We start from the raw sequence: 25074 nt of genomic DNA, 5'->3' as shown, positions 1-25074 counted from the left end.
TTCGGAGACTGCGTAGGACAGGCCGGGTGGGCACGCAAGATCGAAAGGCTTCTCCTAGCCTGCGCAGACGTCATGCCCGTCGGTGCCGTTTGCACGACCGCCCATTCGTCGGGCTTGATGGAAGGATGGCGGTCGACATAACGCCGCCAGTGTGTCCCGGACGCGCCGCGACGCGCATAGCGCGTCGAAGACGCGCGTGAACGCGCTTATGGCGTTGCGGCGCAGAGCCGGGACCCAGAAGGCGGCACGGCACGCGGCGACATGGGCCCCGGCTTTGCAGCGCACCACCCCGGACGATGCTGCGCATCGCCGGGCCGCTGCGCTGCGTCCGGGGCACGAGCGGAGTTTGGCGCTCTCTCCTCGTCATTACGAGGAGCTCTTGCGACGAAGCAATCCAGAATCCCTCCGCGGAGAGAAGCTGGATTGCTTCGAGCAGCCGGTGGCATTGCAGCTCTCCAACGTGCATTTCAAGTTTCAGTGCCGTAGGGTGGGCAAAGGCGCACCGCGCCGTGCCCACCAGATTCAATCGCGACACGAGATGCGTGGGCACGCTTGCGCTTTGCCCACCCGACGATTCGGAGGTTGTGACTCGCAGACATGCCATCTCATCCTCGCGGCGCTTCCGCCCGAGTTTTGCTCTCTTCGCGCCCTCAATAGAAAGGGCGCAGGGAAGGCCGGGTGCCGGCTGGCACCCGCAAGACCCCCGTGCGAACACATTGCACACGCAATGCACGAGGGAGACACAGGGCAGCCGATCATCCGGCCTTCCCTGCGCGATGGTCTGACGGCGTATGGCGCGCTCTCCCCGGAGACGAGTTCCTGCTTGCCTCCGTCACCCCGCGAATTGACGATGCGCTTCGCCCGGTCGGGCTCGGCGCACCTCCGCAAGGCTTGGCTGTAGCAACGACAACCAGGACCACGCGATTTGGCCGTACGCTTCAAGCGCCGTTCGTCCGCACGCCGCCGGGACCTCACGGGGTTCTCCCGCCCTGCTCCCACCTCTCGTGCACGACGCTGCCTGCGTCCACCGCTCCCCGATCCGCGGCTCGTGACGACGTACGACCGCCCCTTTCGCCGGATCAGGATGGCCGACACATACGCCGAAACCGAATTTCGGTAAAGTGGAATATTTTTGTGCGTGGCAATTGACAGCGGGCGACACAGGCACGATGGCGTAGCCCGGATGGAGCGCCAGCTTAATCCGGGCGGTGCCAGATGCCGGGCGAGCGGCCCGGATTACGCTAACGCTCCCTGCGGGCTACGAGCGCTGAGATGGTTAGACCGACGGTGCATTAACCCGCAATCAGCTACCGCGCTTCGACGTCTTCGTTTACGATCCGGCCGAACCACGTCGAGGTACCGGAATGCAAACCATCGGTCTGATCGGGGGCATGAGCTGGGAGAGCACCGCGCTCTACTACAAGCTCATCAATGAGCGGGTCCGCGACCGCATGGGCAAGCTGCATTCGGCTCCGCTGTTGCTGTATTCCTACGATTTCGAAGAGATCAAGCAGATGCAATACGCGGGTCGCTGGAGCGAGGCGGCGGCCAGCCTGGCGGAGGTCGCGCGGCGTCTCGAAGGCGCTGGCGCGCGGGCGATCGTGCTGTGCACGAACACGATGCACAAGCTGGCGCCCGACATCATCTCCAGCGTGACCGTTCCGTTCATCCACCTTGGCGACGCGACGGCGCAGCGGATCCGGGCGAAAGGTTATCGGCGGGTCGGGCTGCTCGGCACCAAGTTCACGATGGAGGAGGACTTTTATATCGACCGGCTGCGCGCGCATGATCTCGACGTGCTGGTTCCTCCCACTGAGGCGCGCGCCGACGTGAACCGCATCATTTACGAGGAGCTGTGCCTCGGCATCGTCGCCGATCCCTCGCGCCGCCGCTACCAGGACGTGATGGCAGCGCTGGTCGCCGCCGGCGCCGAGTGCATCATCCTCGGCTGCACCGAGATCACGATGCTGGTCGGCCCTGATGACACAACGGTGGAGACGTTCGACACCACGGCCATTCACGCCGAGACGGCGGCCGATTTCGCCATGGGTTGATGCGATGTCGGCCGTCGCCGAGCCCCGCCTCTATCACCGATGCTCGATCGCGCGGATCGCGCCGCGGAGCTCGGCGAGGCCGCGCAGGCGGCCGATCGCGGTGTAGCCGGGGTTGGTGCGCTTGGTCGCCGCGAGGTCGTCGAGCATGCGGTGGCCGTGATCGGGGCGGAACACGATTCTCTTGTCCGGCGAACGCGTGGCGTTCTCCTTGAGCAGCGCCTTGAGCACCGCGACCATGTCGACGTCGCCGTCGAGATGATCGGATTCGTAGAACGACAGGCCGTCGGCCTCGCGCTTGGTTGCGCGCAGATGGGCAAAGGCGATGCGGGGGCCGAAGCGCTCGGCCATTTCAGGCAGATTGTTTTCCGCGCGCACGCCGAGCGAGCCGGTGCACAGGCAGATGCCGTTGGCCTTGGACGGCACGGCGTCGAACAGCGCCTGATAGTCGTCGGCACTCGACGCAATGCGCGGCAGGCCGAACAACGGGCGCGGCGGATCGTCCGGATGCAGGGTCAAGGACACCCCGAGCTGCTCAGCCACCGGCGTCACGCGCGCGAGGAATTCGGCGAGATGCTGCCGCAGGATATTTGGCGTGATGTCGCGATAGGTCTCGAGCCGGTCGCGGAATTGCGGAATGGTCATCGGCTCGGTGGTCGAGCCGGGCAGCGCGCTGGCGATCACCATGACGAGATAATCGATGTCGGCCTGGCTCATCTGGTCGAACAGCTTTTTCGCGCGCGCCTGCTGCTCGAGCGAATAGTCCTGTGCGGCAGCCGGGCGCTTGAGGATATGCAGCTCGAACGCAGCAAAGCGGTCCTGGTCGAAGCGCATGGCGCGGGCGCCGTTCGGCATCTCCCATTCGAGGTCGGTGCGACACCAATCGACCACGGGCATGAAATTGTAGCAGATGATCTTGATGCCGGAGGCCGCGACAGCTTCTAGGCTGGCGATCCAGGCCTCGATCGACTTGGTCGCCTTGCCGCCGAGCCGCTTGACGTCGTCGGGGATCGGAATCGATTCCACCACCGACCAGGTCAGCTGCGAGCGGCCGGGCTGGCCGTTCTCGATGAAGTTCTTGCGCTCCTCGACCGCCTTGCGGGTCCAGGCCTCGCCGATCGGCACCTGATGCAGCGCCGAGACGATATCCGTCGCCCCGGCCTGCCTGACGTCATCCAAGGACACGGGATCATCGGGCCCGTACCAGCGCCAACCCTGCAGCATCATGGATATCTCCTAAAGCGTTTTCGAGCGAAGTGGATACCGGTTCGCGTGAAGAAAACGCGTCAAAACAAGGTCAGTTCGCGGTCAGCACGACCTTGACGCTCTGCGAGCGATCGAGCGCCAGCCGCAGCGCATCGGGCGCGGTCGAGAGCGGCCGCTCGGCGGTGACCAGCGACAGCACGTCGACGCCGCCGGAGGAAATCAGTTCCACCGCCGTCATGAACTCGAAGCCGAAACGGAACGAACCGCGCAGGTCGATCTCCTTGGCCATCACCGCATTCGACGGCGTCGGGATCTGGCCGCCGGGCAGATTGCCGATCTGCACCACGATGCCCCCGCGCCTGACGATGCCGATGGCGCTCGCAAGGCCCGCGGCCGTGCCCGAGACCTCGAACGCAACGTCATAGGGACGCGACGCAGCCTGCGCCTTCAGTCCTTCCTCACCGCCCGAGACATTCTCCACATGCGAAGCGCCGAGCCTGGTCGCGAAGGCGAGCGGTGCCGGCGCGATGTCGGCGACCGTGATGTCGGCCATCCCGGCGCGATGCGCGGCGAGCATGGTCAACAGCCCGATCGGGCCGGCGCCGAAGATGATGCCGCGCTTGCCCTCGATATTGCCGGCGCGCGCGACCGCGTGCAGGCAGACCGCGAGCGGCTCGGCGAGCGCTGCGGCCTGATAGGACACGTGATCGGGAATCTTCACGCACTGCGCGGGGACCGCGTCGAAATAGTTGGCGAAGCCGCCCTGCATGTGCGGCGTCTTCGAGGCCGAGCCCATGAAGTAGATGTTCTCGCACAGATTCGGCCGGCCCTCGCGGCAGGCGACGCAATGGCCGCACCAGCGCGACGGGTTGACCGCGACGCGGTCGCCGACCTTCAGATTGGCAGCGGAGCCGGAGATCTCCACGACTTCGCCCGATATCTCGTGGCCGAGCACCAGTGGCGACTTCACCACGAAATCGCCAGTCCGGGCATGGCGGAAATAGTGCATGTCCGAACCGCAGATGCCGCCGGCGCCGAAGCGGATGCGCACCATGCCGTCTGCGAGCTTGTCGAGCGGATGCTCGACCATGCGCAGATCTTCGGGACCGAACAGGGTTGCGGCGAGAGCGGTGGAGGTCATTTGGAGAGTCCCATGTATTTTGGCAGCCAGAGGGTCAGTTCGGGGATGTAGGTGATCGCGATCAACGCCAGCATCAGCGGCACCAGCCAGGGCAGGATCGCGACCGTGGTGCGCTCGACCGAGAGTTTGGCCACGCGGGCGAGCACGAACAGCACCATGCCGAGCGGCGGATGCAACAGGCCGATCATCAGGTTCAGCGTCATGATCAGGCCGAAATGGATCGGGTCGATACCGAGCTTGAGCACGATCGGCAGCAGGATCGGCACCAGGATGGTGATCGCCGCCGTGGTGTCGATGAAGCAGCCGACGAACAGGATCAGCACGTTGGCGAGCGCCAGGAACACCCATTTGTTGTGAGTGATGCTGAGCATCCAGTCCGACAGCATCTGGGCGGCCTGCGACACCGTCAGCAGCCAGGCGAAGATCGAGGCCGCCGTGACGATGAACAGCACCGAGGCCGTGGTCTCGATGGTGTCGAACGTCGCCTTCGCCACGGTCTTCAGCGTCATGGTGCGGTAGCGGACGAGGCCGAGGAACAGCGACCAGATCACGGCGGCAACCGCGGCTTCCGTCGGCGTGAACCAGCCGAGCGTCATGCCGCCGATCAGGATCACCGGCGCCATCAGCGCCATCACCGCCGAGAAGTCGAAATACCAGTCGATGATGAGCAGCGTGCCGAGGCCGATGACGACGGCCATGTTGACCGACATGCCCGCGAGCACCATCAGCCAGATCGCCATCGGGAACGCCAGCACGATGGCGATCTCGAGGCCGGCCGAGCCGAGCTGCGGCCAGGAGAACGGCGTGTCGCTGCCCCATTTGTTCTTGTGCGCGAAATAAGTGACGGTCGCCATCATCAGCAGCGTCATGACGATGCCGGGAATGACGCCGCCGAGGAACAGCGCGCCGATCGAGACGTTCGCCATCATCCCGTAGATCACGAAGGGCAGCGACGGCGGGATGATCGGGCCGAGCGTCGCGGAGGCCGCGGTGACGCCGACCGAGAACTCGGTGGAGTAGCCGTGGTCCTTCATCGCCTTGATCTCGATGGTGCCGAGACCGGCGGCATCCGCGATCGCGGTGCCGGACATGCCGGAGAAGATCACCGAGCCGATGATGTTGACGTGGCCGAGGCCGCCGCGCATCCAGCCGACCAGCGCGACGGCGAATTTGTAGATGCGCCCCGTGACGCCGGCGATGTTCATGAGGTTGCCGGCCAGGATGAAGAACGGCACCGCGAGCAGCGGAAAGCTCTCGACGCCGGCGATCATGCGCTGCGCCAGCGTGACGTCGGGCGTCACGCCGCTGACCAGGATGTAGAGCAGCGACGACGCGGCCATGGCAATCGCCACGGGAACGCCGAGCAGCATCAGGATGAGGAAGCCTCCAAGCAGCAGCAACATGGGATTACCCTTCAAAACCGTCGTAGGCGCCGGGACGTTCGAGGATCGAATAACCCTGTCGCAAATGTTGTATGGCCACCTGCACCGAGCGCACGAACATCAGCACGAAGCCGGCCAGGACGGCGTAGTAGACGTAGTCCTTGGGAAGATTGATCGTGGTCATCTGCTCGTCGCCGATGATCTGGATGTAGACCCAGACCAGCTTGATGGCGTAGCCGAAAAAGGCGATCCGGATCAGGTCGATCACCGTCGACAGCGCGCGCGCCACGATGTGGGGCAAATAGCGGTAGAGGAGGTCGACCTGGATGTGCCGCGACAGCCGCACGCACATCGAGGCGCCGATGAAGACGACGCCGATCAGGCAATAGGTCGCGATCTCCTCGGTCCAGGCATAGCTGTCGTTGAGCACGTAGCGCGTGAAGAACTGGAGGAAGACGGCGAGCGCCATCACCCAGAAGATCGCGAGCGCCACCCAGTCCTCGAACGCGTAGATGCCGAGGTCGACCTTCGGCGTCGCCTCCTCCTCGAAGGTGTGGGCGATCTCGTCCGCGGTGATCTGCCGGTGTATTTCGGCGGTGGACATGGGGGACTCCTCAAACTGGCTCCGTCGTTCCGGGATGGTGCGTTAGCACCAGACCCGGAACCTCGAGATCCCGGGCTCGGCTCTTCGAGCCGCCCCGGGATGACGACTACGTCGTCACTTCACCGCCTGGATCTTTTCCCAGTCGGCCTTGCGATAGCCGAAGGTCTCGAAGGCGACGTTCTTCAGCACGGTGTCGCGGAACTCGTTCTTGTCCACCTCGGTCACGCTCAAGCCCTTCTCCTTGAAGAAGGCGACCAGCTTGGCCTCGTTCTGCTTGATCTCCGCGGTCGCCTTGGCGGCAGCCTCCTGGGCGACGTCGGTGAAGATCTTCTTGTCCTCGTCGGAGAGCTTCTTCCACAGCGCGCCAGCGACCACCGTGTTGAGGTGATCGACGATGTGGCCGGTCAGCACGATATGCTTCTGCACCTCGTAGAACTTCTTGGCTTCGATCGTGGTCAGCGGGTTCTCCTGCGCCTCGACGGTGCCGTTCTGGAGCGCGAGGTAGACTTCCGCGAAGGCGATCGGCGCGGTGTTGGCGCCGCAGGCGCGCGGCATCGCGAGATAGGCCGGCACGTCGGGCACGCGCATCTTCAGGCCCTTGAGGTCCGCGCAAGTCTTGATCGGCTTGTTCGACGAGGTCTGGCGCACGCCGTAATAGGTGACCGCGACGATGTGGTGGCCGCTCTTGTCCTCATAGCCCTTGGCGAGCTCCTTGAAGATGTCGCTCTTGGTGTAGGCGAGCAGATGATCGGCATCGCGGAAGGTGTAGGGATAGTAGGTCACCCCGATCGGCGGGAAGCTCTTGGCCGCGAAGCTCGAGCCGGAGATGATGATGTCGACCGAGCCGAGCGAGAGGCCCTGGTTGATGTCGGCTTCCTTGCCGAGCTGCGAGGCCGGATAGACGTCGATCGCATAGCGCCCGTTGGTTCGCTTGCCGATCTCCTGCGCGGCCCAGACCGAAGCGGTGTGGAACGGCTCCGAGGTCTCGTAGACATGGGCCCATTTGAGCTTGGTCTGCGCCACGCTGGCTTGGGTGGCCGCCAACAGCGTGGCGGCGGACATCACTGCTGCAATCGTCATTTTCTTCAACATCGACTTTTCCTCCATCGTTCAAGTCTGCTTCTTGTTCACCCGCCCCGGCACGGATGCGGGCCGTACAATCTCATCGCCGCCGCGCGCTGCCGCCTCCGGCCTGGTTCTTCTTCGGCGCCGGTTTCGGTTTCGATGGCTTTGCCGGTGCTCGCGCCGTCCGGCCCCGCCCCGAAGATGATCCTGCCGCGTTCTCGGCGCCGAAATTCTGCGCAAAGCGCTCCTGCGAGCGCGCCAGATGCGCGCGCATCGCTTCGCGCGCGGCTTGCGGATCATGCGCCGCGATCGCCTCGCGCACGGCGCGATGCTCGTCGAGCGCGGTGCGCCAGGTGCCCGGGCTCTCGAAATAATGCGCGAGCTGCGCGAAATAGGGATTGAGGCGCTGGTCGAACAGCTCGCCGACGACGCGCACCAGAACGGCATTGCCGAGGCTGCCGGCGATCGCGACGTGAAACGCACGGTCGTGCACCATCGAGGCTTCGCCGGGATGCTCGACATTCTCCATCGCGAGGAGCGAGGCGTCGATGCGGGCGATGTCGTCTTTGGTCGCGACGCGCGCGGCCTGTTCGGCGATGGCGCTTTCGAGGAATTCGCGGGCGCGCAGCAGCTCGAACGGGCCCTCGATGACGGAGGCGGCTGCGGGCGCGGCGATGGCAGCGGGCTCGATCACATAGATGCCGGAGCCGACGCGGATGCGCAGGCGTCCCTCGACCTCGAGCGCAATCAAGGCTTCGCGCACGGTCGGCCTGGACACCTTGAGCTGCTCGGCGAGCTCGCGCTCGGTCGGCAAGCGGCTGCCGACCGCGTACTCGCCGCTGTCGATCAGGCTTCGCAATTGATCGGCGACCTGGCGATAGAGCCGTCTCGCCTCCACAGCTTCCAGCGGCACGCTGGTCCTCCCGAAAGGGTCGCGCGAGGCATTTCGACCCGCGGCCCGCCAATTTTGGAAAATTGGTCTTACCAATTGACCGGAGCATTGACCTGATACGGGCGCCATGTCAAGCAGCGGCAAAGCAAGGGGAGACGTCCATGCGCCCAGGTTCCGTGCGTCTTGGCAGCGCCAATCTCAACCGGTTGCCGCCGGCCGTCCGCCGCCCGGCCTATGACCGTTCGCGCATCACGCCCGGCATCGTGCATCTCGGCCTCGGCGCCTTTCATCGCGCGCATCAGGCCGTCGTCATCGACGATTGCCTTGCCAGCGGCAGCTCGTCCTGGGGCATCGTCGGCGCCAGCCTGCGCAGCCCGGATACGCGCGACGCCCTCGCCCCGCAGGATCATCTCTACACCGTTGCCGTGCGTGCCGCCGAAGGCACCGAGCACCGCGTGATCGGCGCGCTGCTCGACAGCGTCGTCGCGCGCGAGAAGCCGGCGGCGCTGGTCGAGCGGATGGTCGATCCCGCCATTCGCATCGTCTCGCTGACGGTCACCGAGAAAGGCTATTGCCACACGCCGCAGACCGGCGATCTCGATGAACGGCATCCTGACATCGTGCACGATCTCAACAATTTCGACGCGCCGCGCTCGGCGCCCGGCTTCATCGTCGCGGCGCTGGCACGCCGGCGCGCGCTAGGCGTACCGCCCTTCACAGTGCTGTGCTGCGACAATCTCGCTGCCAACGGCCACACCGTGCAGCGCATCGTGACGCAGTTCGCCGCGCTCCGCTCCAGGGAACTCGGCAAGTGGATCGCGGACAATGCCGCTTTTCCCTCGACCATGGTCGACCGCATCGTGCCGGAGACGAATGACGCCGACCGCGACGCGGTCGCGAACGCACTCGGCATGCGCGACGCCTGGCCCGTGATGACCGAGCCGTTCACGCAATGGGTGGTCGAGGATCGTTTCACGGCCGGCCGGCCCGACCTTGCCGCCGCCGGCGTCGAGCTCGTTGCCGACGTCAAGCCGTTCGAGCTGATGAAGCTGCGGCTGCTCAACGCCAGCCATTCCGCGCTGGCTTATCTCGGCTATCTCGCGGGCTACGAGACCATCGCCGACACCATGCAGGATCCGCACTTCGCACGGCTTGCCGCGCAGGTGATGGAGGAAGCCGCGGTGACGCTGACGATGCCTGCCGGCACTGATCTCGCCGCCTATCGCGCCTCGCTGCTCAAGCGCTTTTCCAATCCGGCACTGCATCACCGCACCTGGCAGATCGCGATGGACGGCTCGCAAAAGCTGCCGCAGCGGCTGCTCGGCGCGATGCAGGACCGCCTCGCCAGGAACCTGCCGATCGCGACCCATGCGCTCGCGGTGGCCGGCTGGATGCGCTACGTCAGCGGCCTCGACGAGCAGGGCCGCGCCATCGACGTGCGCGATCCCCTCGCCGCCGAATTCGCCGCGCTGGCGCGCGAGGCGGGGCCCGTTGCCGAGCGGCTCGCGCCTGCGCTGCTCGGGGTTCAGAAGGTGTTCGGGCCGCTGGGGTCCGAGCCACGCCTGCGCGAGGCCGTGACCACGGCGCTCGGCCGTCTCTACAAGGATGGTGCGCGGCGGGCCGTGGAGACGCTCGTCTCGGCCTGACCACTGAGCGGGCAATGCTGCACTGCGGTCCAAATCGGACACAAGGTCGAACGGAAGTCGCGCTTGATTTTTGCCTGTCCTTGCCCCACCCGAGAGCGATGGCAAAGGACAACAAGATCATCGCCGCCAACGCGGCCTTTTACGCCGCGTTCTCGACCGGCGACTTCGACGGCATGGAACGGTTGTGGGCGGACGACGACGCCATTTCCTGCATCCATCCCGGTTGGCCGGCCATCATCGGGCGCGCCACGGTGATCGGAAGCTGGCGCGACATCCTGCAAAACCCGGAGCGGCCGCAGATCGTCTGCGCCGAGCCGCAGGTCATCGTCGACGGCGACAGCGCCCGCGTGCTCTGCATCGAGATCGTCGACGGCACCGCCTTGGCCGCGGCCAACCATTTTCGCCGCGTCGGCGACGAGTGGCTGCTAGTGCATCACCAATCGAGCCCGATCGCGCAGATTGTCGAGCAGGCTGAAGACGATAGAGCGAGCCACCGCGTGCACTGAACGCGGCGGACAAGCGGGCGTGAGCTACTGTGCATGGGGTTGTTTTTCGAGTTCCGACAGGTCATCCAGCACGGCCCGCGCCGCGGAAAAATCATCATCCGCGAAGAACATGCTCCGGGTGATCAGAACCGGAATGCCGGCGCGTGAGGCCGCAATCAGCCCGTTGGCGGAATCCTCGATGGCCACGCAGTCGGCCGCGCCGAGTTGCAGCCGCGCCAGCGTTTCCAGATAGACGTCCGGTGCCGGCTTCTTGTGCCTGACATCGTCACCGGCGACAATGGCGTCGAACTGCGCAGCCCAACCCGCCCCCAGCGCCTGCGACAGCAGCGCATCGATATTGCCGTGCGAGGTCGTGGTCGCGATCGCAAGCCGCTGGCCGCGCGCCTTCGCCGCAGCGAGCAGTTCGATCACGCCCGGCCTTAAGGAACAGCAGCCGGTTTCGACCCGCTCGGCGTAATGCGCGGTCTTGATGCGGTGAAGCGCGGCAATGTCCTCGTCCGGCAGCGGCGGGACGTTCCGCAGCCTTCCGTGGTAGGCGCGCATGCGCTCCTTGCCGCCGGTCACCCGCAGCAGATCCTTGTAGACCGCGCGGTCCCACTGCCAGCCGAGACCGTGGTGCGCGAAGGCGTGGTTGAAGGCCTGCCGATGCAGCTCCTCGGTCTCGGCCAGGGTGCCGTCGACGTCGAAGATCAGCGCGGCCGCGCGCCGGACCAGCTCATTGGCATCCGGCGGCACCAAGGCGAGCGCTTCTGCCTGCATGATCGATGCCTCCCGGTGACAGGCGAACATCGCCCGAGGCAGGAGGCGAGACAAATCGCAATATCTTTTGCCGGACCCAAAAATCTCTTATGAGCAAACGACGCGCGACGGCGCGGACGGGAACTTTCGACCTGCACAGGAGACGCATGCGGCTCTTCATCCTTGGCCTCGGCTATAGTGCCCGGCATTTCGTCCGCAAACATGGCGGCAGCTTCTCGCATATCGCCGGCACCGTGCGCGATCCCGGAAAGCGGGATGACCTCGCCGGCATCGAGGTGCATGCCTTTTCCGGCGAGCCTCCTGCACGCGAGACGGTCGAGCAGGTTCGCGAGGCCGATGTCCTTCTCATATCGATCCCGCCCGGTAGCAGCGGCGATCCCGCCATCGCCGCGTTCGGCGACGTGCTGGCGGCGGGCCGCCGCAAGATCGTCTATCTCTCCACCATCGGCGTCTACGGCGATCACGGCGGCGGCTGGGTCGACGAGAGTACTCCGCCGCAGGCAACGCTCGACCGCGCCCGCATGCGGGTTGCCGCCGAGCAGGCCTGGATGGACATGGCCCGCGGCGATGCCGCCATCCTGCGGCTTGCGGGCATCTACGGCCCCGGCCGCAACGCGCTGGCGACACTGCGGGGTGGGACAGCCCGCCGCGTCATCAAGCCGGGCCAGGTCTTCAACCGCATCCATGTCGACGACATCGCGAGTGCGATCATGGCCGCCATTCCCCACGGAAGCGGCGGCATCTGGAACGTCTGCGACGACGAGCCGGCGCCGCCGCAGGACGTGATCGCCTATGCGGCGAAACTGATGGGCGTTGCGCCGCCGCCGGAAGAGGCGTTCGCGACGGCCGAGATGTCGGCGATGGCCCGCAGCTTCTATGCCAGCAGCGCCCGCGTCTCCAACGCAAAACTGAAGTGCGAGCTCGGCGTCACGCTTGTCCACCCGACCTATCGGCGCGGCCTCGACGCGCTGTGGCATGCAGGCGAAGCACGATAAGGCACCGCCGCGTCCGGCACGTCCCAGACATGCCCTGCCCGCGCTTGACTTCGCGTCGGTGCAGTCGTGATCTAGGCGTGCAACGAGCCACTCACACAACGAGCTCGTGCGGGAGGAACATAATGAACAAGACGATCGCCATGATCGCGGCGGCGGCTGCCGTCATCACATTCGGCACGGCCATCGCCGCGCCGCTGCCCGAAGCCAAACCCGACGATGTCGGCTTCTCCAGTCAGGGCCTTGCACGCCTCGACAATTTCTTCGCTCGCGAGATCGCCGCCAAGCGCGTCCCCGGCGCGGTCGTCGCCATCGCGCGCGACGGCAAGCTCGTGCACTACAAGGCTTACGGCATGCTGGATCCGGACAAGGGCACGCCGATGCCGATCGATGCGATCTTCGCGCTGGCCTCGATGACCAAGCCGATGGCAGCGGTCGCGGGCCTGACGCTGATGGAGCAGGGACGGCTGCCGCTCCAGGCCAAGCTGTCCGATTACTATCCCGGCTTTTCCGACATGAAAATCGGCGTGACCGAGGCCAACGGTTCGCTCAAGCTGGAGCCGCAGGCCTCGCCGATCTTCATCCACGATCTCTACCGGCACACCTCCGGATTGATGTATGGCGGCCGGCCCGACAGTTCGAGCCCGGTGGCCCGGCAATATCCTGACGGCGTCGCGCCCGCGATCGAAGGTGACACCCAGGCGTTCATCGACCGCATCACCAAACTGCCGCTGGCGCATCAGCCCTCGACCGAGTTCGAATACGGCTTCTCGATCGACGTGCTCGGCGCCGTCGTCGAGAAGGTGAGCGAGCAGAAGCTCGGCGAGTATCTCGCCGCCAATGTCTGGCAGCCGCTCGGCATGAAGGACGCGACCTTCCACCCGACCGACGCGCAACGCCCTCGCCTCGCCCGCCCGTTTGCCAACGATCCGCTGACGGGCAAGCCGCAGGCGATCAAGCTGCTCGACACCCCGACCAAGTTCGACTGCGGCGGCGCCTGCTCGTTCGCGACGGTCGGCGACTACGCCCGCTTCGGGCAGATGCTGCTCAACGGCGGCGAGCTCGACGGCCAGCGCATCCTGGGTCCGAAGACCGTGCATCACATGACGACCAACCACCTTGGCCCCGAGATCAAGAACAACGTGGCCAATGTCGAGCCGCATCGCGGCGGCTTCGGCTTCGGCCTTTCGGTCGCGGTTCGCACCAGCGAAGGGCTGTCGTCTGTCCCCGGCAATCCCGGCGAGTTCACCTGGAACGGTGCCTACGGAACGCAGTTCTTCTGCGACCCGAAGGAGCGTCTCGTGGTCGTGGTGGGAACGGCTGCGCCCGGCGAACTCAGGAAGTATTATCGCGAGCAGGTTCAGGACATCGTCTATGGTGCGATGGCGAAGTGAGATCGGCACGCACTGAAAGAAAAAGGGCGGCCGATCGGGCCGCCCTTTTGTTTTGACCCAGCGTCAGCTCAACACGCCGTACTTCTTGAACCAGGCCTGCGCCTGCTTCCAGGCATCTTCCGCGGCGTCCTTGCGGTAGCTGCCGCGGTAGTCGGCATGGAAGCCGTGCGGCGCTTCGGGGTAGATCTTGAATTCGGCCGTCTTCTTGTTCTGCTCGAGCGCGGCCTTCATCTGCTCGACCTGGGCGACGGGAATGCCGGTGTCGGCGCCCCCATAGAGGCCGAGCACCGGCGCCTTCATCTCGGGGGCGAGCTGCATCGGGCTCTTCGGCAGCAGCGGATTTTCGGGGTCGACCAAGGTGCCGTAGAAGGCGACGCCGGCCTTGAGCGTGCTGCTATGGGCGGCATATTCCCAGACGGTGCGCCCGCCACGGCAGAAGCCGATGATGCCGAGCTTTGCAGTGTCGCCGCCTTGCGATCCAGCCCAGGCCGCCACCGCGTCCAGATCGGACAGCAGCTCCGCGTCGGGCTTGGCATTGACCACCGGGAGCAGATCCTTGACCTCGGCGACCTTGGTCAGATCGATGCCTTTGCGGAAGTAATAGTCGGGCGCGATTGCGAACGCGCCAAGCTTGGCGAGGCGCCGCGTCACGTCCTTGATATATTCGTGCAGGCCGAAAATCTCCATCGCCACGATGATCACCGGCGCCTTGGTGTTGCCGGCGGGACGGGCGAAATAGACGGGCATCTCTTCGGAGCCGACCTTGATCCTGGCGTCACTGACCTGAAGACCATTGGTGTCGGTCGTGATCGCCTCGGCGCGCACGGGCCCGGCCGCAAGCGTGTAGCCGGCGGCGACGGCCGCGGTGGCGCTCATGAACCCGCGGCGAGAGACCGGGGCGACTTTCGTCAACCCGACGACGTCGGATGCCATGGTAGTTTCGAAGCTCATCGATCTATCCCTTGCTGCTGCCTATGCTGGTATCCCGGGGGGCGACGCATTCGCCAATAGTTGCCGGCGAGATGCAAATCACCAGCCTGCGAGCACGCGCGCTTTCAGGCCAGACCGTGCGGTTTCTGCACCGGCGCAATCTCGGGCATCGGGCTCATCGCGCCAAAGTTCGACGATTGCGCCACGCAGGAGCCGACCGTGGCTGCCAACGCTGCAGGACGTTGAACAACGCTGACTGTTTCGACTCCCAACGGCACTCTGACATTCGCTTCGCTCGTGTGCCGGACTTAACCGTCTAGCTGCACTGCATCGCAACATCCATTAACCGAAAAAGACGGTTCTCCCGCAGCCGGCCGCACCGCCAAGTGCTGCAGGTGATGCGCATGTGCGCGCCTTCGAGACGCTCACCCGCAACAAATGGGCACCGCAGTGGCCACAATGACACATCATGTTGCTCGCGCATCGACACAATCACCGTCAATCACGCGCGAGCCGTCGTCATTTGATTGAAATTTTCGGAGGACTTGAGCCGTGCGATTTACTCGAACTTTCTTTGTGACGCCCTAGTTCCACGGCCGGAAGTTCCATCTCTGCAACAGAGACTTCTTCCCCACGCGGTCCGCCGTCCGGCAACGGACGAAGGGTCACGCGAGGACTTCATTCTCGTCCACACAGATTGCGCACCCCAAGGCTCAATTGAATAAAGCTTTACCCGATCTGGAATTGAAATGAATTTGGCTCGCGAATCGATTGAACTGTTGGAGCAGGTCGCACGAATCCTGTGGTTCGAAGGCACCAAGCACGGCTTGCGCGACCGCGAGTGGATGGCGCTGCGCTTCCTTTCCCGCGCCAACCGTTTTTCCCGGACGCCTTCGGCGCTCGCGAGTTACGTCGGCACCACGCGCGGCACCGCCTCGTTCATCATCGGGGAGCTCGAGCGGCTGGGCTATATCGAGCGAAAACGCTCGGCCACCGACAAGCGCTCGGTGATGCTGAGCGTGACGCAGCAGGGCAAGAAGTTCCTGGTGCGCGACCCCGTCAGCGTTCTGGTCGAGGCGATTGCCGTCCTCGACGAGGAGGTCAAGATCCGCTTCCGCGACACCTTCAGGCACGTGCTGGATCAGTCGGACGCGGCCGAGCAGCGGCACCACACCGACGTTTGCAAACGATGCATCTTCCTCCGGGAGGAGCGCACCACCAACGACAGCAAGGCAGCGGCCGAGTTCAGCTGCCGTCTGTTCCGCTCGCCGATCGCGGAGGCGGAGGTCGATCTGCTATGCACCAGCTTCGAGCATCACCGCCAATAGAGGACAGCCCTCGATCAGGGCGTCGCCTTACGTGACGAATAGATGACACCGCCGCTCGCCTCCACCACCAGGCGCCCGTTCTCGCTCCTGATCTCCTCGATGCGGCCAAGACCCGGCACCTGCTGTCCCAGCACGGCCTCGATGACGCCGTTCGGACCCTGCAGGATCGCAATGCCTTCATAGGCCTGGCGCACCGACCAACCCTTGATCACCTTCCGCGGCGCCGGCGCGCGCTCGGACGGAGACACCGAGCCCGTGAACTCGGGCGCTGCGACCGAGGCCATCATCGATCCTTGCTGTGGCGAGGGCTGCGATTGCACCATGGCCGGCGCCGGAGCCGGCGTCTGAACCTGCGCTTGGGCGAGCTTGTCGAGCTTCACCGTCGAGGACGAGCTCACCCGCTCGATACGGTCCAAATTCTCGGCGAACCTGCCGAAACGGTCATTGGTCGCCTTGCTCGACTGATCCACCGCGGTGCGCAGGCCATCGAGATTTTCCGACACGCCCGACACCTGCTTGCGCAGATGCGCGACGGTCTCGCGCAGATTCCTGATCTCCGTATTGGCTGCAACGTTGTTCTGGGCGGGCTGCGTGGTGAGATAGGCGATCACGCCGGTGCAGGCGCAGACCACCAACATGGCGGCGACCGCCAATGTCGCGAGCGGCGCAACCCATGTCGGACGGGGCGGCGGGGGCTTGGCGACGATCACGGCCGGCTTGATCACGGTCGGCGCGGGCTTGGGGATCGCCATCTTGTCGAGACGCGCCTTGGCCCGAATACGTTTCAGCCCCTCGAGTGCCTCCTTCGCCAGAGCTTCATCGCTTGCCGGGGCCGACGCTCGCTTTGCGCCCGCGGCAGGCCTGGGCGCTCGCGCCGTATCGTCCTTCGTATCGCGTGCTTCGGGAGCCGGCTTCGTCGTTGCGGAAACATCAGTGGTCGCGTTGGGACGAGCTTGTCCATCGGACAACATGTGAAAATGCTCCGTTCGGTTCGATCTGTCGAACGATGACGTTATTTGCCGAAGCTTGCCTGAAACGTGCGCATCGAAAACTTTTCCATCGCGCGCGATGCGACGTCACATGAGTCAATCGCGTCATGGACGTGGCGAGAGTGCGACTCGAAAGACACACACTCGCCAAGATTTCGCCAAGCTGGAGTCTCGCCGCCACACGTGAGTCGAATTGTCGCACGGCGAAACACGCCCATGAGAGTCAATCCCGGGTTGAAAACCCCTCGATATGCCTGATCCACCCCACCACCTAAAATAGCTGTGATTGTACGGGGATGCGGAACCTTAGACCCATCACGATGAAGAACTAGTTTAGTTTCCAAATCAACTGATGCGTTTGAATATATCAAGAAACAACCCGAAACAAACCAACAGCATCAAGCACACGTAGCAATCGCTTTGTTTCGCACGCTTGATCGGAAATCGGCAATTGTTACGGTCCTACTCAAGTGATTCTCGCCAGTTGGCGAGGAGATCGACACAGATTCAGTGGCGTTCGGACGCGATGAGCAACTTGGCGCAACTGTTCTAGGTCGTTTCTCAATCCGCCCCGCGAGGTGATCCGTAAGACACCCGCCGGGCCTCACGCAGTAAGCGTTCAGTATCGAGTTGAAGTACCAGGCCTGCGAGACGCAGGCACTGAATGCGTAGGGCTGCCCGCGAATATCGAAACCATAACAACGGTTCGCGGGAAGGAATGTCGTCAAACAGCATCGTTGCCGAGCCGGGCATCACAACAACCAGCCGGCCGCGACAGGTGCGAAACAGGGGCGAAAGACTGATGTATATTATCGTTGATGATCGCGAGAGCGTCGCGAACAGCTATGTCGGAGGGCTCGTTCGCGAAGGCGTATCGTCGATCGGCTTCTCCTCCGGGGAATTCTGGGACTGGCTGCAATCCGCGAGTGAATCGGATCTGGCAGCGGTGGACGCCTTCCTCCTCGGGGATTGCGATGCCCGCGGAAGCCTGCCGCGGGCGATGCGCAAGCGTTCCTCGGCTCCCATCATCGCCATGAGCGGCCAGAAGATGCTCAAGAACACGCTGGAGCTGTTCGAATCGGGTGTCGACGACGTCGTGCACGTACCGATCCACCTGCGCGAGATCCTTGCCCGAACGGCCGCGATCGCGCGCCGCCGGGTGGGCGAGCTGCCGAGGCCCTGCGAGAGCAGGATCCAGGTCTTCTTCAACGGCCGTGACCCCGAGATCGCGGGCCACGCCCTCACGCTGCCCCGCCGCGAACTGCGCATTCTCGAATATATGGTCAGCAATCACGGCAAGTGGATCACCAAGACGCAGATCTTCAACGCGGTCTACGGCATCTTCGAGTCCACCTTCGACGAGAGCGTGATCGAGAGCCACGTCAGCAAGCTGCGCAAGAAACTCCGCGACCGCCTCGGCTTCGACGCGATCGTGGCCCGGCGTTACGTCGGATACCGCCTCGACATCCCTGCCGGCGACACCCTCGACGTGCCGATGCAGGAGCTCGACGAGGTCGGCATCATCCTGAACAGGGCGCATGCCGTCCCGGCCGCCTATCCGGTCGGCAACTGACACGGCACAAGCCTGCCACGAACAGACAACGGCCTCTGCGAAGCACCATCGCAGAGGCCGTTGCATTTTCGGCGGCGGGAGATGTGGGATGAGCCCCCTATAGCGCCTCGATGGAGGTGCGTTTTCCTCTTGTGAAGAGGCAATCCCATCGGAGCTATTGGGCGCAAGACTATCCACGTCGTCATGGCCGTGCTTGGGCCATCCACGGGTTGCTACGCCGGACCAAGAATGTGGATGCCCGGGGCAAGCCCGGGCATGACGACGTCTTTGTGACGAACCAGCTGCGCCTATTCAGCCCGCGCTCTACGGCTTCTGCTGGAATTCTTCCCTGGAGACGTAATTGAAATCCTCGACCAGGACGTCCTGGACGACGTCAGCCTGCATCCGCTCGTTGACGCGCTGCTTGATGGCGGCCGTCAGGATGGAGAGGTCGTAGCGGGCGAGCTTCCTGAAGTCGAGACGGTCGTCGGCATAGATCCTGCGAAAGGCCTCGTCGACGACGAACGGCTCCGGCGGAACGTTGAGCTGGTGCATCGTCCGCGCCTCCACGGTGTAGACGAAGCGCGCGACGATATAGCCCTGCACATTGCCGTTCTCGACCATGGGCACGCTCAAAGCCCTGGTCTTCTGGTATTGCAGCCCGTCGAGATATTCGTCCTTCGCCGGCAGCAGGCTGCCGTTCTCCTTCCAATAGGCCACGCCATAGCTCGTGCCCGCGGTGAGGATGCATACCCAGAGCCCGGCCAGCACCAGTCTGATCATTTTCCGTCCTGCGCTGCGCGGCCGGTATAGGTGCCGTCCGACTCGGCCTCCTTGATCGCCTTGACGATGATGCCCGCGATCTCGCGCACCGCGTCGTAGTGCATTTCGAGGATCGAGCGATTCCGCTCGAGCTTCTCGCGCAGCCGCTGAATCTCGTCGGTGACCTCGACGTCGCCGCCGAGATGCATCCGCGCCCGCATCAGGCGGACGAATTCGAGCATGCTCCGGCTCTTCCGCGCGCTGAAGTCGTCGAAATCGATCTTCTGACGCGTCGTGAGCGCGACCGTCTCCTCCTCGACGATGCTCTCGAGCCGGCGGATCGCTGCCAGCAGGCCCCGCACTTCATCCAATCTCGCCGCATCCGCGCCGTCGACCACGGCCTCGCCGCTCATGATCGGCAGCAGCACCGGCAGCAGCGCATCGGCTTCTGCTGCTTCCGTCGTCATCACCCCGGTGTCCACGACCGGCTGCTCGATCACCATGGCCGCCGCGCTGTCTTGTGCCTGCATAGGAAATTCACCCTTCAACTTCTGTCACCCGTTCGCGGATCATCATCCGGCCTTGCCGGCACCGTTCGGCCCCGCCGGATTGGCGGCGGCCAGCTGCTTGGCGATGCCAATGCCGTTGCCCTTTGCCAGCTGGCTGCCAAGCTCCTCCGCCAGCATCGATTTCCAGACGCCGCCGGCCGTGCCCTTGCCAAAGACCTGCTCGGATTCCTTCGGCAACATCGTCTCGACGAAGGTCTGGAGGATGAAAGCTTCGAACTTCCGGTACACCTCGCCCGACGCCGGCGCCTTGATCATCCGCACCGGGGCCCCATTCACCGCATCCGACGACGCCTCAGAGACCTTCGTCGCGGACTGCTCGGCAGCTGCCGCCTTGCCGGCCTCCGCGTCCATCGTTGCGGCGAAGTCGGCATCGGAGGATTTCAGCGCATCGAGTTTCGCGGTCGCCGCGCGCTGGGTCACGGGATCGGCGGCCTCGAGGACGTCGAGAACGAGGTCGGGCGTCGCGGTCACGATCATGGCTTGTTCCGATTGGCTGGCCGTGGCGTCCACGCGCGCACGGCTGGGCTTATTCCCGTCATCTCCTCGAGGGAGCGCTTCTCGGCGTCACGGAGCTTGTCGGCCAGCGCCGCCTTCGCGACCTGCTCGAGCTGCTTCACGCGGCGGCTCTCGGCGCGGACCTGGTCGAGCTGCTGCGCGGCCTGCGTCCGGATCTCGCGCGCATCGACGCTCGTCCTGTTCAAGCGCCGCGCGATCGATTCGCTCGACGATCCCGCCGGCGGCTTGCCATCGTTCAGGGCTCCCACCAGCCATTCCTGCTCGTCCTGCAGGCTTCGCTCCTGCTGCCGCAGCTGCGCGAGCTGCCATTCGGACAGCCGGAGCTGGAGCTTCACCAGCGACACCATCCGGCCGAGCTTGTCCGCGCGCGACGTCATCACAGGCTCACTCCGCCAGCCAGGACGAGAGGCCGAGCATGAATTGCGTCAGCAGCTCGTCGCTCGTGAGGTAGAGCAGCAGGAAGCCGCCGAACAGCACGAAGGGCACCGAGATGAAATAGACTGGAATTGCCGGCGTCAGCTTGTTGATCAGGCTGACCGCCAGGTTGACGATCACCGAATAGACGATGAACGGGCTGGCGATCCGCAGCGTCAGCACGAACGCTTCCGACAGGCGGCCGACGAGCAGGTCGAGTGCCATGCCGCCGCCGAGCCGACTCCCGGGACGCCAGACGTCGTAGGAGTTCATCAGCCCACGCAGGACCTGCCAATGCTGGTCGGTCATGAAGAACAGCGTGGTGACGGACACCATGATCAGCGGCACCAGCGCCGGCGCCGGATCGCTGTCGGCGACCGGCGTTCCCGGGATGTTGCTGAGCCCGATCGCGCTCGCCATCACCGTCGCCATGGTCTGGAGCGCGAGAAAGAACACCCGCCCGCCGAGCCCGATGACGCTGCCGACCACGAGCTCGGAGCAGATCAGGAGCGCCAGCGTCAGCGGCGCGGCGTTGTCCGTGAGCGGCTTCAGCACCGCGATCAGGATCGGCGTCAGCGCGAACGTCGTGACGAGCGCGACGAACAGGCGGACCTGTGCCGGAACGTTGACGCTGGAAAAGCCGGGCACCAGCATCAGGCAGGCGCCGATGCGGCAGAACACGATGAACGTCACCAGCACGCTGTCGGCAAGGCCGCTGATCACGACACGGCTCCGAGCGCCCGGATCTCGGCGCTGCGCGCGACTTCGACATGCGACAGGATCGGCAAGGTCGGGAACACCCGCTCCAGGATCATCCGGACATAGGGCCGGGCTTCCGGCGTCACCGCCAGCACCACGCTGGTGCCGTTCTCGGTGAACTTGCGGATCGCGGCGCTGGCTTCGGTCGCGAACTGCTCGATCAGGCGCGGATCGGCGTCGAACTCGACGACGTCGCCCTTGGCGTCGCGCTTCAGGCTCTGGTGGAAGGCGAGGTCCCAGCGGTTGCCGAGACGGACGACGTTGAGCACGCCGTTGTCGGAGAGGTCGCCGCAGATCTGCTGGGCAAGCCGGGTCCGCACGTGCTCTGCGACCTGCTCGGAGCGCCGCACGTGAGGCGCGATCTCGGCGATCGCCTCGAGGATGAGGTGAAGATTGCGGATGGAGACCCGCTCGGCCAGCAGGATCTTCAGGATCGCCAGCAGGCCGGAATAGGAGATCTGCGACGGGCAGAGATCCTCGACGAGGCGCTTGTACTCGGGATCGAGCCGGTCGAGCAGCGCGCGCATGTCCTTGTAGGACAGGAGCTGGGCGAGGTTCGCCCGGAGCACCTCGCTCAAATGCGTGAGCAGCACCGACAGATTGTCGACCGGCTTGCAGCCCTGCCGCTTGACTTCGTCCGTGAAGGCTTCCGTCACCCACAGCGCCTTCATGCCGAAAGCGGGTTCGACCACCTCTTCGCCGGGCACGTCGGGCTTGCCGTCCTTGTCGACCAGCACCAGCACCTCGCCGAGCCGGAGCTCGCCATGGGCGACGCGGGTGTCGTGGATCCGGATCTGGTAGCCCTTGGGGTCGATCGACAGATTGTCGCTGAGCTTGATCTCGGGAATAACGAAGCCGTACTGCTTGGCGAACTTCTTGCGGATCTTGGCGACGCGGTGGGCAAGCTCGGTGCGCGAGCCCAGCAGATGGACCGAAAGATGGCCACCGAGCGCAAGCTCGATCTCGGCGGTCTTGAGCTGGTCCTTGACGGATTCCTTGGCCTCAGCCTGGGCGCGCTCGTCGGCCTTGCGCGCGTCCTCCTTCTGCTTCAAGGCCGCCTGCTGCTTCGGCAGCGAGTAGCCGACGAAGGCCATGACGCCGCCGAGAAGCACGAAGGGCGCCAACGGCAGCCCCGGCATCAAGGCGAGCACGAACATCATCAGCGCGGCGGCCGACACAGCGCGGGGATAGCCGCCGAGCTGGCGCAGCACGGCCTGCTCGGCCGATCCTCTCGTGCCGCCCTTGGAGACCAGCAGGCCGGCCGACAGCGACACGATGAGTGCCGGCATCTGCGACACCAGACCGTCGCCGACGGAGAGCTTCGTGTAGACGTCGGCGGCGCGCGACAGCGTCAGCCCGTGATGGGTGACGCCGATGATGATGCCGCCGAAAATGTTGATCGCGGTGATGAGCAGGCCGGCGATGGCATCGCCCCGAACGAACTTCGAGGCACCGTCCATGGCACCGAAGAACGCGCTTTCTTCTTCGAGCTCGCGGCGCCGGCGCTGGGCTTCCTTGTCGTCGATCAGGCCCGCCGACAGATCGGCGTCGATCGCCATCTGCTTGCCGGGGATGGCGTCGAGGGTGAAACGGGCGCCGACTTCGGCGATACGCGTCGCACCCTTGGTGATCACGACGAAATTCACGGTGACCAGGATGGCGAAGATGATCAGGCCGATGACGAAGTCGCCGCCCATGACGAACTTGGAGAAGCCGGCGACGACGTGGCCGGCAGCCTGCTCGCCCTCCCCGCCGCGCGACAGGATCAGGCGGGTGGTCGCGACGTTCAGCGCCAGCCGCAGGATGGTCGCGATCAGCAGCACGGTCGGGAAGGCGGAGAAGTCGAGCGGTCGCTGGATCCACAGCGCGACCATCAGGATCAGCGCCGACAGCGCGATCGAGAACGCGAGGCCGAGATCGATCAGGATCGGCGGGATCGGCAGGAACAGGATCGTGAGCATGGCCACGATGCCGCCGGCGAAAAAGGCGTCGGCCCCCAATCGTCGTGGGGTCGGCAGGCTAGCAGCTAACGTATCGGCCATGGGTCACCGGCAGAGGGTCCACCCCTAATCTGCCCCGCAAAGCTTACGCGGGGATGGTGGCCGAGGCCGCGCGGGTCAGAAGCCGCGCTCGATCCGCGAATAGACCATCTCGGTGAAGGTGGAGAGGTGCGCGCCGATGAAGGAGCCGGAGACGGCAACGACCAGGAGGATGACGATGATCTTCGGAACGAAGGTCAGCGTCACCTCCTGGATCTGGGTCAGGGCCTGGATCAGCGCGATGATGGTGCCGACCAGCATCGCGGCGCCGACCGCGGGCCCGGAGGCGACGATGATGGTCCAGATCGCCGCCTGGACGATGTCGAGAGCGTCGCGTTCGTTCATGACTGGCTGATCGTGAGTCCCGGCCCGACCGCGACCTTGGTGCCGTTCTCGAGGGTCGCGATGGAGCCGTCGGCGTTGATGGAGACCGAGACGACCTTGCCGCTGAAGCTGGCGCCGGTGGCGTCTGTGAAGCTGACGGTTTTCCCGATCAGGCCGTTGGCCTGCGACAACGACTGCGAGGACAGCAGCGCATCCAGCTTCGAGTTGGTCTGCATGGCCTGCTCGACCGTCGAGAGCTGCGCGAACTGGCTCATATATTGCGAGGTATCCATCGGATTGGTCGGATCCTGGTTCTTCATCTCGGCGACGAGAAGCTGAAGAAACGTGTTGTAGTCGACGCTGTTGCTCGAGGTCGAATTGGTGGAGCCGGTCGAACTGGACGACTTGCTCGTGCTGTCGGTCGCACTGTTGACGTTCATGTACCTCTCCGCTGTCAGGCAGCCTGGAATGGGGACTCGGTGATGGCGCCGGCCAGGATGGCCTGCTCGACCGGGAACAGGGCCCGGATCCGCTTGAGCGCCTCGAAGTAGCGGGTCGCCTCGACCAGCTCGTCGACCGCGCCCAGTCCGTCCAGCATCTCCCGGCTCTCGCACACGGCGCACAGGGCCGCGTGATGCTGGGCGTAGAGTGCCGCGGCGTCGCGGATGTCGGTCGGGTTCATCAGCATGAGCTGGACGATGAAGTAGAGCTGCCGCAGCGCCGTGGTGGCGTCGGACGCCTGCATGACCTGCCCTTCGAGCAGGAACATCACGTCGTTGACGAGCTCGACGGAGACCTTGCGGTCCACGCGCAGCACCGCGCCGTTGATGTAGATCCGTTCGCCCGCCCGCAAGGAGATCTTCATCAAAGAGCGTCTCGGATCAGGCGGTTGATTTCGATGAGCTGCATCACGTCGTTCGACCTCTCCTCGCGAAGACGATCGGCCTCCTTGACGACCCACAGGCCGATCGAGATGATGTCGGCGCGCAGCTTGTCCGGAAGCCCGTTCTCGGGGTGCGAGAGATCCTCGATGAAGATCGTCCACAGCCGCCGCACATAGAGCAGGCTCTCGACCAGATCCTCGAGGCGGAACACGCCTCGCTGAATCCGCTCGAGCCGGTCGATGCCGAGGCTGAGCGCCTGCCGCTCGCGGCCCCGCGCCTCGTAACCGCTCTCGTCGACGACCGATTCATAGGCTTCAAACGTCATCAGCATCACTCTGCGCAGGAGACCGGGTAACAGGACGAGGTTGCG

Annotated in this window: 26 protein-coding genes; 7 read left to right on the top strand and 19 right to left on the bottom strand. The window is 64.8% G+C overall.

Going from position 1 to position 25074, the window contains the following annotated elements; translation table 11 throughout:
* Nucleotides 1-1364: 1364 nt before the first annotated feature.
* Nucleotides 1365-2054, top strand: a complete 690-nt coding sequence (locus tag GDN70_RS09800) for an aspartate/glutamate racemase family protein (protein ID WP_038970815.1) — start codon at nucleotides 1365-1367, stop codon at nucleotides 2052-2054.
* Nucleotides 2055-2087: 33 nt separating this feature from the next.
* Here GDN70_RS09800 and uxuA read toward each other — a convergent pair whose 3' ends face one another.
* The 6 genes from uxuA to GDN70_RS09770 form a co-directional block, all read right to left on the bottom strand.
* Nucleotides 2088-3278 (bottom strand): mannonate dehydratase, encoded by a 1191-nt coding sequence (gene uxuA / locus GDN70_RS09795; RefSeq protein ID WP_081494279.1) that lies wholly within the window; start codon nucleotides 3276-3278, stop codon nucleotides 2088-2090.
* Nucleotides 3279-3348: 70 nt separating this feature from the next.
* Nucleotides 3349-4398 carry an L-idonate 5-dehydrogenase gene (locus tag GDN70_RS09790; protein ID WP_097668428.1) on the bottom strand — a complete coding sequence of 350 codons (1050 nt, stop codon included), beginning with the start codon at nucleotides 4396-4398 and terminating at the stop codon, nucleotides 3349-3351.
* Nucleotides 4395-5801, bottom strand: a complete 1407-nt coding sequence (locus GDN70_RS09785) for a TRAP transporter large permease (protein WP_028145709.1) — start codon at nucleotides 5799-5801, stop codon at nucleotides 4395-4397. The genes GDN70_RS09790 and GDN70_RS09785 overlap by 4 nt, the downstream gene beginning before the upstream one ends.
* A gap of 4 nt (nucleotides 5802-5805) precedes the next feature.
* Nucleotides 5806-6384, bottom strand: coding sequence for a TRAP transporter small permease (locus GDN70_RS09780; protein ID WP_028145710.1), 579 nt, complete (start codon nucleotides 6382-6384; stop codon nucleotides 5806-5808).
* Between the two features lie 114 nt (nucleotides 6385-6498).
* On the bottom strand, nucleotides 6499-7464 hold the full coding sequence (locus GDN70_RS09775) for a sialic acid TRAP transporter substrate-binding protein SiaP (protein WP_370126372.1): 966 nt from the start codon (nucleotides 7462-7464) through the stop codon (nucleotides 6499-6501).
* A gap of 82 nt (nucleotides 7465-7546) precedes the next feature.
* Nucleotides 7547-8362: a FadR/GntR family transcriptional regulator gene (locus tag GDN70_RS09770; RefSeq protein ID WP_152102445.1), complete on the bottom strand. Its 816-nt coding sequence runs from the start codon at nucleotides 8360-8362 to the stop codon at nucleotides 7547-7549.
* 140 nt (nucleotides 8363-8502) lie between these two features.
* On the opposite strand from GDN70_RS09770, the gene GDN70_RS09765 reads away from it, so the two are divergent.
* Together GDN70_RS09765 and GDN70_RS09760 are read left to right on the top strand one after the other, a co-directional pair.
* The gene (locus GDN70_RS09765) at nucleotides 8503-9987 is read left to right on the top strand and encodes a mannitol dehydrogenase family protein (RefSeq protein WP_152102444.1); all 1485 of its coding nucleotides are present in this window, start codon (nucleotides 8503-8505) and stop codon (nucleotides 9985-9987) included.
* A gap of 98 nt (nucleotides 9988-10085) precedes the next feature.
* Entirely contained in the window at nucleotides 10086-10493 is a 408-nt protein-coding gene (locus GDN70_RS09760) for a nuclear transport factor 2 family protein (protein WP_152102443.1), read from the top strand.
* 24 nt (nucleotides 10494-10517) lie between these two features.
* Here the strand turns inward: GDN70_RS09760 and GDN70_RS09755 are convergent, their stop codons facing one another.
* Entirely contained in the window at nucleotides 10518-11252 is a 735-nt protein-coding gene (locus GDN70_RS09755; RefSeq protein ID WP_028145715.1) for an HAD family hydrolase, read from the bottom strand.
* A gap of 146 nt (nucleotides 11253-11398) precedes the next feature.
* On the opposite strand from GDN70_RS09755, the gene GDN70_RS09750 reads away from it, so the two are divergent.
* Together GDN70_RS09750 and GDN70_RS09745 are read left to right on the top strand one after the other, a co-directional pair.
* On the top strand, nucleotides 11399-12247 hold the full coding sequence (locus GDN70_RS09750) for an SDR family oxidoreductase (RefSeq protein ID WP_152102442.1): 849 nt from the start codon (nucleotides 11399-11401) through the stop codon (nucleotides 12245-12247).
* A gap of 122 nt (nucleotides 12248-12369) precedes the next feature.
* Nucleotides 12370-13638 carry a serine hydrolase gene (locus GDN70_RS09745; protein ID WP_152102441.1) on the top strand — a complete coding sequence of 423 codons (1269 nt, stop codon included), beginning with the start codon at nucleotides 12370-12372 and terminating at the stop codon, nucleotides 13636-13638.
* A 63-nt stretch (nucleotides 13639-13701) separates the two neighbouring features.
* Here GDN70_RS09745 and GDN70_RS09740 read toward each other — a convergent pair whose 3' ends face one another.
* The gene (locus GDN70_RS09740; RefSeq protein WP_038950143.1) at nucleotides 13702-14589 is read right to left on the bottom strand and encodes a dienelactone hydrolase family protein; all 888 of its coding nucleotides are present in this window, start codon (nucleotides 14587-14589) and stop codon (nucleotides 13702-13704) included.
* Between the two features lie 728 nt (nucleotides 14590-15317).
* Here GDN70_RS09740 and GDN70_RS09735 point away from each other — a divergent pair.
* Nucleotides 15318-15896, top strand: coding sequence for a MarR family winged helix-turn-helix transcriptional regulator (locus tag GDN70_RS09735; RefSeq protein ID WP_028145719.1), 579 nt, complete (start codon nucleotides 15318-15320; stop codon nucleotides 15894-15896).
* Between the two features lie 14 nt (nucleotides 15897-15910).
* Here GDN70_RS09735 and GDN70_RS09730 read toward each other — a convergent pair whose 3' ends face one another.
* On the bottom strand, nucleotides 15911-16867 hold the full coding sequence (locus GDN70_RS09730) for a hypothetical protein (protein ID WP_152102440.1): 957 nt from the start codon (nucleotides 16865-16867) through the stop codon (nucleotides 15911-15913).
* An 820-nt stretch (nucleotides 16868-17687) separates the two neighbouring features.
* On the opposite strand from GDN70_RS09730, the gene GDN70_RS09720 reads away from it, so the two are divergent.
* Entirely contained in the window at nucleotides 17688-18458 is a 771-nt protein-coding gene (locus GDN70_RS09720; protein ID WP_038950144.1) for a response regulator transcription factor, read from the top strand.
* Between the two features lie 303 nt (nucleotides 18459-18761).
* Here GDN70_RS09720 and GDN70_RS09715 read toward each other — a convergent pair whose 3' ends face one another.
* The 10 genes from GDN70_RS09715 to flaF all read right to left on the bottom strand — a co-directional run bounded on the left by GDN70_RS09715 (nucleotide 18762) and on the right by flaF (nucleotide 25029).
* Nucleotides 18762-19220 carry a hypothetical protein gene (locus GDN70_RS09715; RefSeq protein ID WP_028145722.1) on the bottom strand — a complete coding sequence of 153 codons (459 nt, stop codon included), beginning with the start codon at nucleotides 19218-19220 and terminating at the stop codon, nucleotides 18762-18764.
* Nucleotides 19217-19729, bottom strand: a complete 513-nt coding sequence (locus tag GDN70_RS09710) for a hypothetical protein (protein ID WP_028145723.1) — start codon at nucleotides 19727-19729, stop codon at nucleotides 19217-19219. Before GDN70_RS09710 ends, GDN70_RS09715 begins: the two co-directional genes overlap by 4 nt.
* A gap of 42 nt (nucleotides 19730-19771) precedes the next feature.
* Nucleotides 19772-20245, bottom strand: a complete 474-nt coding sequence (locus GDN70_RS09705; protein ID WP_173015777.1) for a rod-binding protein — start codon at nucleotides 20243-20245, stop codon at nucleotides 19772-19774.
* Complete coding sequence (locus GDN70_RS09700) at nucleotides 20242-20661, bottom strand: hypothetical protein (protein ID WP_152102438.1); 420 nt, start codon at nucleotides 20659-20661, stop codon at nucleotides 20242-20244. Before GDN70_RS09700 ends, GDN70_RS09705 begins: the two co-directional genes overlap by 4 nt.
* A gap of 7 nt (nucleotides 20662-20668) precedes the next feature.
* Nucleotides 20669-21421: a flagellar biosynthesis protein FliR gene (gene fliR, locus GDN70_RS09695; protein WP_028145726.1), complete on the bottom strand. Its 753-nt coding sequence runs from the start codon at nucleotides 21419-21421 to the stop codon at nucleotides 20669-20671.
* Entirely contained in the window at nucleotides 21418-23499 is a 2082-nt protein-coding gene (gene flhA / locus GDN70_RS09690; protein WP_152102437.1) for a flagellar biosynthesis protein FlhA, read from the bottom strand. Before flhA ends, fliR begins: the two co-directional genes overlap by 4 nt.
* 75 nt (nucleotides 23500-23574) lie before the next feature.
* On the bottom strand, nucleotides 23575-23841 hold the full coding sequence (gene fliQ / locus GDN70_RS09685) for a flagellar biosynthesis protein FliQ (RefSeq protein WP_018318462.1): 267 nt from the start codon (nucleotides 23839-23841) through the stop codon (nucleotides 23575-23577).
* On the bottom strand, nucleotides 23838-24260 hold the full coding sequence (gene flgD / locus GDN70_RS09680) for a flagellar hook assembly protein FlgD (RefSeq protein WP_018318461.1): 423 nt from the start codon (nucleotides 24258-24260) through the stop codon (nucleotides 23838-23840). Before flgD ends, fliQ begins: the two co-directional genes overlap by 4 nt.
* Nucleotides 24261-24274: 14 nt before the next feature.
* The gene (gene flbT / locus GDN70_RS09675) at nucleotides 24275-24685 is read right to left on the bottom strand and encodes a flagellar biosynthesis repressor FlbT (RefSeq protein ID WP_018318460.1); all 411 of its coding nucleotides are present in this window, start codon (nucleotides 24683-24685) and stop codon (nucleotides 24275-24277) included.
* Complete coding sequence (gene flaF, locus GDN70_RS09670; protein ID WP_028145728.1) at nucleotides 24685-25029, bottom strand: flagellar biosynthesis regulator FlaF; 345 nt, start codon at nucleotides 25027-25029, stop codon at nucleotides 24685-24687. The genes flbT and flaF overlap by 1 nt, the downstream gene beginning before the upstream one ends.
* Between the last annotated feature and the right edge of the window lie 45 nt (nucleotides 25030-25074).

The organism is Bradyrhizobium sp. TM102, assembly GCF_009176685.1.
Classification (GTDB): Bacteria; Pseudomonadota; Alphaproteobacteria; order Rhizobiales; family Xanthobacteraceae; genus Bradyrhizobium; species Bradyrhizobium ottawaense.
This window is presented reverse-complemented; position numbering and strand designations above follow the sequence as displayed.